The organism is Microcystis sp. LEGE 08355 (assembly GCF_015207185.1).
GTDB lineage: Bacteria > Cyanobacteriota > Cyanobacteriia > Cyanobacteriales > Microcystaceae > Microcystis > Microcystis panniformis.
Genome location: NZ_JADEXI010000216.1, coordinates 1 through 7,052 on the forward strand (window position 1 = coordinate 1; position 7,052 = coordinate 7,052).

9 protein-coding genes are annotated in these 7,052 nt (G+C 43.1%); 3 read left to right on the forward strand and 6 right to left on the reverse strand.

The annotated features are described in order from the left end of the window. Both IQ242_RS12315 and IQ242_RS12320 read left to right on the forward strand, forming a co-directional pair. A partial coding sequence (locus IQ242_RS12315; protein ID WP_193960172.1) for an NAD(P)-dependent oxidoreductase occupies window positions 1-772 on the forward strand: 772 nt, incomplete at its 5' end. Beyond that, window positions 759-911 (forward strand): hypothetical protein, encoded by a 153-nt coding sequence (locus IQ242_RS12320; protein ID WP_172456658.1) that lies wholly within the window; start codon window positions 759-761, stop codon window positions 909-911. The genes IQ242_RS12315 and IQ242_RS12320, both read left to right, overlap by 14 nt. A 12-nt stretch (window positions 912-923) precedes the next feature. Here the strand turns inward: IQ242_RS12320 and IQ242_RS12325 are convergent, their stop codons facing one another. The 3 genes from IQ242_RS12325 to IQ242_RS12335 all read right to left on the reverse strand — a co-directional run bounded on the left by IQ242_RS12325 (window position 924) and on the right by IQ242_RS12335 (window position 3,780). Continuing rightward, window positions 924-1,418, reverse strand: coding sequence for an ureidoglycolate lyase (locus IQ242_RS12325; protein ID WP_193960173.1), 495 nt, complete (start codon window positions 1,416-1,418; stop codon window positions 924-926). 5 nt (window positions 1,419-1,423) lie between these two features. Next, on the reverse strand, window positions 1,424-2,881 hold the full coding sequence (locus IQ242_RS12330) for an efflux RND transporter periplasmic adaptor subunit (protein ID WP_193960174.1): 1,458 nt from the start codon (window positions 2,879-2,881) through the stop codon (window positions 1,424-1,426). Between the two features lie 296 nt (window positions 2,882-3,177). Beyond that, complete coding sequence (locus IQ242_RS12335) at window positions 3,178-3,780, reverse strand: GUN4 domain-containing protein (RefSeq protein WP_002759547.1); 603 nt, start codon at window positions 3,778-3,780, stop codon at window positions 3,178-3,180. Window positions 3,781-3,863: 83 nt separating this feature from the next. Here IQ242_RS12335 and IQ242_RS12340 point away from each other — a divergent pair, with 83 nt between their 5' ends. Next, window positions 3,864-4,844, forward strand: coding sequence for an aspartate carbamoyltransferase catalytic subunit (locus tag IQ242_RS12340; RefSeq protein ID WP_193960175.1), 981 nt, complete (start codon window positions 3,864-3,866; stop codon window positions 4,842-4,844). Window positions 4,845-5,068: 224 nt separating this feature from the next. On the opposite strand, the gene IQ242_RS12345 is transcribed toward IQ242_RS12340, so the two are convergent. The 3 genes from IQ242_RS12345 to IQ242_RS12355 all read right to left on the reverse strand — a co-directional run bounded on the left by IQ242_RS12345 (window position 5,069) and on the right by IQ242_RS12355 (window position 6,770). Then, on the reverse strand, window positions 5,069-5,350 hold the full coding sequence (locus tag IQ242_RS12345; protein ID WP_002788965.1) for a hypothetical protein: 282 nt from the start codon (window positions 5,348-5,350) through the stop codon (window positions 5,069-5,071). A gap of 381 nt (window positions 5,351-5,731) precedes the next feature. Beyond that, entirely contained in the window at window positions 5,732-6,208 is a 477-nt protein-coding gene (gene ureE / locus IQ242_RS12350) for an urease accessory protein UreE (protein WP_193960176.1), read from the reverse strand. Between the two features lie 76 nt (window positions 6,209-6,284). Beyond that, complete coding sequence (locus tag IQ242_RS12355) at window positions 6,285-6,770, reverse strand: DUF4168 domain-containing protein (RefSeq protein WP_193960177.1); 486 nt, start codon at window positions 6,768-6,770, stop codon at window positions 6,285-6,287. Window positions 6,771-7,052 lie beyond the last annotated feature (282 nt).

Below are 7,052 nucleotides of genomic sequence, written 5' to 3' on the forward strand. Positions count from 1 at the left end.
CAATAGTAATGACCCTAATTTAATTAAAATTAACTTAACAGACTTAGCTGCAGTTAGAGAACTTTTTCAACAGATTAAACCCGACGCAGTAATTCATGCGGCTGCCCAATCAAAACCGAATCTCTGTCAAGAATTTCCCCAAGCATCCGAGGCAATTAATCTGACAGCTTCTCTAGAAATTGCCCGTTTGTGTAGTCAATATCAAATACCGCTAGTTTTTACCTCTACCGATTTGGTTTTTGATGGTAAAAATGCCCCCTATTCCGAAAATGATCCTGTTTCTCCAGTCAGTATCTATGGTGAGCAAAAAGTAGCGGCGGAAAAGGGTATTTTAGCAATATATCCTCGGGCGGCTATTTGTCGAATGCCTTTGATGTTTGGTTCCCCTTCTCCCAGCGCTAATAGTTTTCTGCAACCCTTTTTAAAAACCCTCCAAGAGGGAAAAGAATTATCTCTATTTACCGATGAATATCGTACGGCTGTTGGGGTTAATAGTGCGGTGAATGGTTTACTTTTGGCATTAGAAAAAGTGCAAGGGATTATTCATCTGGGGGGTAAAGAAAGAGTTTCTCGTTATCAATTTGGTTTACTAATGGCGGCAGTTTTTAACCTTCCCAAAGAACAAATAAAACCCTGTTTACAGTGCGATGTTCCCATGAGTGCGCCCCGTCCGCAGGATGTTTCTCTTGATAGTTCTCTTGCTTTTTCTTTAGGTTATCAACCATTAAGTATTAAAACCGAATTAGAGGCAATTAGAGATGAAATTATCTGAACAAAAGCGGACTATATTAATTATCTTGCTCCTGTTTTTAACCGCTATTCTCATGGCCAATTATTTCGAGGTAGGGATGACAGGAGTGTTAGCTTTTTTTGTTGCCTATCTTTCCAAAGGATTGCGAAAAGTTAAGTAAAAAAATATTTTTTCAATCAACAATCTCGAATTCTATTGACTGCTCTTGGGCAAAATTATAGGTAAAATGATCGATAATATTAGTATCGCTCAATTCAAGATTATAAAAATCAATTGTCGGTTGATCAAAAAGTGGGCCAGCGTGCCAAGTTCCCACCTCTAATTTAATAAAACAGTCCCCAGGGATGCGAAAAACCTTTAATTTTTCTAAATCCGGTTGAGGATGAGGACTAGGAGAGGCCACTCCTAAAAACCACTCTTGTCCCCCCAAAGAACCAAGACATTGGGTACATTGACTATGACGAGTAATTCGCTTAAATTTACGTCCGCGAGTCTGTAAACGCATAATATAAAAACGTGGCACACCGTTTTTTAAATGCAGTTGTGCATCGCTTTCATCAAACGGTTTTCCATCATGACTAGGGGTTATTAATTGACCGTAGGGACGGAAACTCTCGGCAGTAATTAGTTGCGCTGACAGGGGACGAACGGTAATCGAATTACTCATAAAAATTACTGCTGACTAACAGTTATAGCTGTACCATCTCGGAGAGAAAGAATATTATTAATAGCAATTCTTTCCCCAGCATTTACTCCAGAAATAACCTGATAAGCTTGCCCTTGAATCGTGCCGACTTGAATTGGTTTTTGTCTGACAATTAAACGCTCCTTGGCATTTTCTTGACCTTCTTTAGCCTTTTCTTTTTCGGCCACAAAAACAAAATTCTGCGCCCCGATGCTAGTCACTGCCGTGGTGGGAATTAATACCCCCGGTTTTTGATCCCAAATTACCCGCGCCCGCACATATTGGTTATTGCGAAGACTGCCATCATTAGTAAAGGCAAATTTGACTAAAACCGACTGGGTAGCTTGGGAAACGGTGGGGGAAATAAAAGTTACTTGACCGCGAACCCCCGGGCTGCCATCAGGATTAATAATTTCCACGGGCAACCCGACACGCAGACGCGGTTGTAATTCCACGGGAATCTGCACATTTAGTTCCAAAGTTTTATTATTAGTCAACGAGGTTAATTCTTCACCCAGGGAGATAATATCGCCGACTTTTCTTTGATTAAAATCGCCGACAAAACCATCAATCGGGGCGGTAATGGTGTTAAAAACTAAATTCTGGCGCGTGGCCCCTAATTGCCCCTCAGCGCTGGCTACTGCCGCTTGACGACTGTTCACTGTTGCCGCTGCCGCCGCCACCTGTTGCCGTGAGGCTAATTCGTTTTGAATGGCGATATTTAATGCTTCTTTGTTTGCCTGTAAAGTAGCTCTAGCCGCCGTCACCTGTTGACGGGCCGCATCACGATTTTTAGACTGGGCCTCTACTTCTGCCCTGGTGGCCTGAATGTCGCGCCGGCGATTATCTAAGTCCTGTTGGGGCTGTGCGCCTTGTTTGACCAGAAATTCGGCTCTTTTTAGGTCTTTTTCCGCTAAATCTAAATTAGCTCTCGCTCTCTGTAAATCGGCTTCGGCGGCGCTCAACGTGGCGATCTGACTTTTAACATTGGCTTCGGCATTGGCCACATTTGCCCGATTCTGGGCAATTTGGGCTTTATTTGCCGCCGCTTGCGCTTGTCTTTGCCTTAAATCTGCCTCAGACCCATTGAGGTTTGCTTTGGCCGAATTTACCTGGCCGATACTGGCGTTTACCTGTTGCTGTTGTTGTTCGGGATCCAATTCGGCGATTTTTTGTCCCTGAATTACCTGATCGCCAGATTTAACAAAAATAGACCGAATCCGACCAGTAATCTGAGGGGAGACCCTAACACGCTCTTGGGCGAGCAAAGTACCCACAAATTCGCTACTTTGCACTAATTTGTCGGTGCCGAGGGTTTGCAGTTTGACGGGAACAGCCGCCGGTCCGGTGGCCTGGGGGGTTTGGGTGGCGCAACCGGTGACAATTAGGGAAACGGCGATCGACGAACCGATCGCTCTCGATACGTTAACGGATCGTTTAATCATTGTTAAATTTAGGGGTTTTTAGCGGAAAAAGTGCTAGTAAATCGGAAAAAGAAGAGGAAGATGAGGAGAGAAGCTTTTCCTTAAATTTTATTCTACAGAATTGATCAGCGTGATTATTAAACTTCTGGCATAATTAATTTTTGAGGGTTCAAAAACGGCAAAAATAAGGATTAAATGGCATAAAATCCGTAAATAGACCATTTAATTGATTATTATTCATTCTTAATTCTCCTGACTACTGACTACTGACTACTGACTCCTAACCCTAACAACAATTTTTGATTTTTACAAGAGGTCTATTGTTTGCTTTGCCCTAAGCTAACAATATTACAGGTAACTAATCTTTGGGCGAGGGTGGTGTATTCTAGACGACCACCGGCGATCTGATATTCGTCCCGGGGCGCCGGTAGATGACCAACGGGTGCATTGAGGGTATAGTTAAGATTTTCTTTAAAAATAATCCAATCACCATCTTTACGCCAACCGATGCGATCGCCAAAAGTTTGAAAATTTTCGATCGCCACTAAGCGCCCCGGTCGATTACCTGTCTCAATAAAAATGCGAAATTGGGTACTGAAACTAAAACGTCCCCCAGAAGCTTCTTTCCAGAGTTGATCCATCTTTTGCAGATCCCAACAGGCCAATTTTTGCAGGTCTTCCATGGTAAACCAGCCCTGTAATTCCCGTCCGGTCGCTTTCAGCATTAAATTACGGGTTTCATCGTTAGCTTGTCGCCAATTTTGTTGAGCGAGGAAATTTTTCAGGCGAGTGTAATTAATGCCCGTGGTCGGTGATACCATTTCCCCAGAGGTGGCAGTCTGGGCAACGATCGCCGGCAAGGGATTGAGAAATAAAGCGATCGCGAGAGTGATCTGACAGAAGGAAAAATTAATTCTCATAAACCCTATTTATTAAGCTGATGCAAAGAAATCCTACAATAGCATAGACGAAATTTGCCGTTTTTACCGCCTCCTTAACTCCTATGGCTTTCACTTGGATCCGACACCACATTTTGGGATTGCAAGACTGGCAACCGGAAGAATACCAAACCCTGCTACAAACGGCCTCTAGTTTTCGTGAAGTTCTTTCCCGACGTACCAAGAAAGTGCCGGCCCTACAGGGACAAGTGGTGACAAATCTTTTTTTTGAACCTTCCACCCGCACCCGTAGTAGTTTTGAACTAGCGGCGAAACGTCTCTCGGCCGATGTTCTCAATTTTGCCCCGGGTAGTTCCAGTTTGACTAAGGGGGAAACTATTCTCGATACCGCTTTAACCTATGTGGCCATGGGTACGGATATCTTTGTTATCCGACATCAACAGTCGGGGGTTCCCGATTTAATTGCCGCAGAAATGGATCGTTTGCAGTCGGGGGTCAGTATTCTTAATGCTGGGGACGGTCAACACGAACACCCCTCCCAGGGACTTTTAGACCTGTTTACGATCTGTTGTCTGTTAGATGAAGAAAATCCCCGTTTAGAACTGTTAGAGGGCAAAAAAATCGCTATTGTCGGGGATATACTCCATTCTCGTGTCGCTCGTTCCAATATCTGGAGTTTAACCACGGCTGGGGCGGAAGTACATTTGTCCGCACCCCCCACCCTACTGCCGAAATATTTTGGGGAATTGTGCGATCGCCTATTTCTCCACTGGGATTTAGAACCAGCTTTAGAAAAGGCCGATTTTGTGATGACCCTGCGACTGCAAAAAGAACGAATGACTGCCAATCTTTTGCCCAGTTTACGCGAATATCATCAAAGTTTTGGCATTACTCGTCCTCGTTTGCAATCCTGTCAACCGGGGGTGAAGGTACTTCATCCGGGTCCTGTGAATCGGGGAGTGGAAATTAGTTCCGATTTAATGGACGATCCCGATTTTAGTCTGATTTCCCAACAAGTTACCAGTGGTGTCGCTGTCAGAATGGCTTTGTTATACCTCATCGGTAATCTTCGCAGCGACCGGTAAGTAGTCGTGCAAAATTAATTTCCTAGTCGAGACTCCGAGACTCCGAGACTCCGAGACGGGATACAGGAGACTCCGAGACTCCGAGACGGGATACAGCTATTAGGGATCGGATTTGAGTTTTCAGTTCACTGTTTACTCACATCAGCAAAAGGCTGACGGCTGAGAGCTTAGATGTGTAATTAATTTTGCTTAGGTACTTAAAAGCTTCTCAGGGATTTGCTCTTTTAGTCTGGTTTCATTGAAACAATCCTAAAGTTTCTATCAAGGTAAATATCATACTTTCTTCCTCCCTCACACACAGCATCTTCTGCTTCAAATAGGTTAGTCTCAACATCAAATTTCATCGCTTTAGGATTCCTACAACCCTGTTTTAGCAAAGCATCAGTCAACCGTGATTTCTCTTCTGGAGTCAAAGCTCGATAATCACTACTATTAGCTTGACCTGCATAGATTGACATCCCCATAATACTAAGGGATAGTAAGCTTATGATCGATTTGGTCTTCATTTTTTCAATTTCCTGAATACAATAAAAACATCATGGCAAGGGTTTTAAACCCAAATTTTCGGTAATTAGTTCGGCACGATTACCGATCAACTTTATCTTAGGGGAAGCATACTTGGATGGCAATAAGTATAAATACTCAAGCTATCCCTAGGGCTTTTCTAGAAACTTTGACCAGTAGCGGATTCCGTTCTTTAACCCTCTTGCATAATTAATTTTTCATGGTTCAAAAACGGCAAAAATAAGGATTAAATGGCATAAAATCTGTAAATAGACCATTTAATTGATTAATGCTCATTTTTAATTCTCCTGACTACTGACTACTGGCTAATGACTCCTAACCCTAACAACGATTTTTGATTTCTGCAAGGGGTCTTTTTTAAACTATCCCTTTTTTGCATCTTCCAGGTCATGATAATGCTGATAAGCGCCGATTTCGGGGTTAAAGGGGGCGATTTCTTCAGTTACAGTTAATCCCAAACCTTCTAACATTGCTTGTAGGACAGAATCGGGGGCCAGACGCAGATAATCGGGATTAATTTCTAGGGCTACATGACGATTACCGAGGTGATAGGCCGCTTTGAGGAGTAAATCGGTTGAAGGGGCGGTAATAGTGATAACTGGTTCGGGTTTAGCGATAATTTGAACAATTTCGCCGTTTTCTCCCCGTAGGAAATCGCGATCCTGTAGAATGGTGCCGCGGGGTAAACGAAAACAGAGGGAAAAACCTTCGGGACTGTCGAGACGATAACGGCTGCGGGTGCGTTCTTCGGCCGTAAGTAGAAGGCTAAAAACTACCGTTTCTGGGGGGGGTGGACTAGCGGTATGACGGGGGGGTAAGCGCTCGGTAAAAGTTAACATGGTAGTGGTCAATGGGAAAAAACATTCTTATTGTAGCCCTGACTCCAGCTTGACCCGAAAAACTGAGGAACTTTTTCTATTTATTCTCCCGTTGCAGACGAATCATCTCATTTTGTACCCGTCGTCTCAAGTTATCATCGCTACTAATCCGGTTAGTAATGGTGTTAAACTGAGAGGCAGTTAGACCACTATCTTGGACAATCTTTTTTGAGTTATTACAATAATCTACGGCAATTCTTTGGGCATCAGCTGGAAGATTATTAAAGCTTTCCCGTTGGTTACAGGTAATTGCCGGGGGACTTTTGCCTAAAATTCGCAAAATTTCCTGATAAGCTTGTTTTCTTTGGGTTTCGATCAACAAAACTGCGGTTGCATAACGTTTAATTTGGTCAGCCGTAAAATCTTGAGTATAAGCGGAAGACCGGAAACTAACTACCTCCGTCGTCCAAGAAAATTCGGGAATCACACCGCCAAGAATGGCGATTACTGCCAAAAAAGTCACAATAAAAGAACGTCTTAAGCTTTGACCTAGATCGGCTAGGGGATAGCAGTAAATCACCATGCGAGTTTGTCGCTGAATAGATAATGATAGCAAACTTTCCAGTTAAATCCTGCTTTTTTGAATATTTTTAACGATCATAAGTTCCAATTTTAGCCAATATCTCCTGGTCCCGAACCTTAATTTTTGGGCAGAAATTGCTTTGGTAAACTTTTTTAACGTTTTTGGGGGCAAAATTAGTTAAAAATCTGGGAGAGAACCGATGAACGATTTTTGGGAAGTTAGGATGCCTATCGCTTTTAGAGAATATTTATCGGCAATTTGGTCAGCTAATCTCTTTTTATT

Bases quoted from the DNA above. Each gene is read 5' to 3' on its own strand.
- IQ242_RS12325 (WP_193960173.1), bottom strand. From the start codon at position 1,418: ATGAGTAATTCGATTACCGTTCGTCCCCTGTCAGCGCAACTAATTACT.
- IQ242_RS12345 (WP_002788965.1), bottom strand. From the start codon at position 5,350: ATGAAGACCAAATCGATCATAAGCTTACTATCCCTTAGTATTATGGGG.
- IQ242_RS12340 (WP_193960175.1), top strand. From the start codon at position 3,864: ATGGCTTTCACTTGGATCCGACACCACATTTTGGGATTGCAAGACTGG.
- IQ242_RS12320 (WP_172456658.1), top strand. From the start codon at position 759: ATGAAATTATCTGAACAAAAGCGGACTATATTAATTATCTTGCTCCTG.
- IQ242_RS12335 (WP_002759547.1), bottom strand. From the start codon at position 3,780: ATGAGAATTAATTTTTCCTTCTGTCAGATCACTCTCGCGATCGCTTTA.
- IQ242_RS12355 (WP_193960177.1), bottom strand. From the start codon at position 6,770: ATGGTGATTTACTGCTATCCCCTAGCCGATCTAGGTCAAAGCTTAAGA.
- IQ242_RS12330 (WP_193960174.1), bottom strand. From the start codon at position 2,881: ATGATTAAACGATCCGTTAACGTATCGAGAGCGATCGGTTCGTCGATC.
- ureE (WP_193960176.1), bottom strand. From the start codon at position 6,208: ATGTTAACTTTTACCGAGCGCTTACCCCCCCGTCATACCGCTAGTCCA.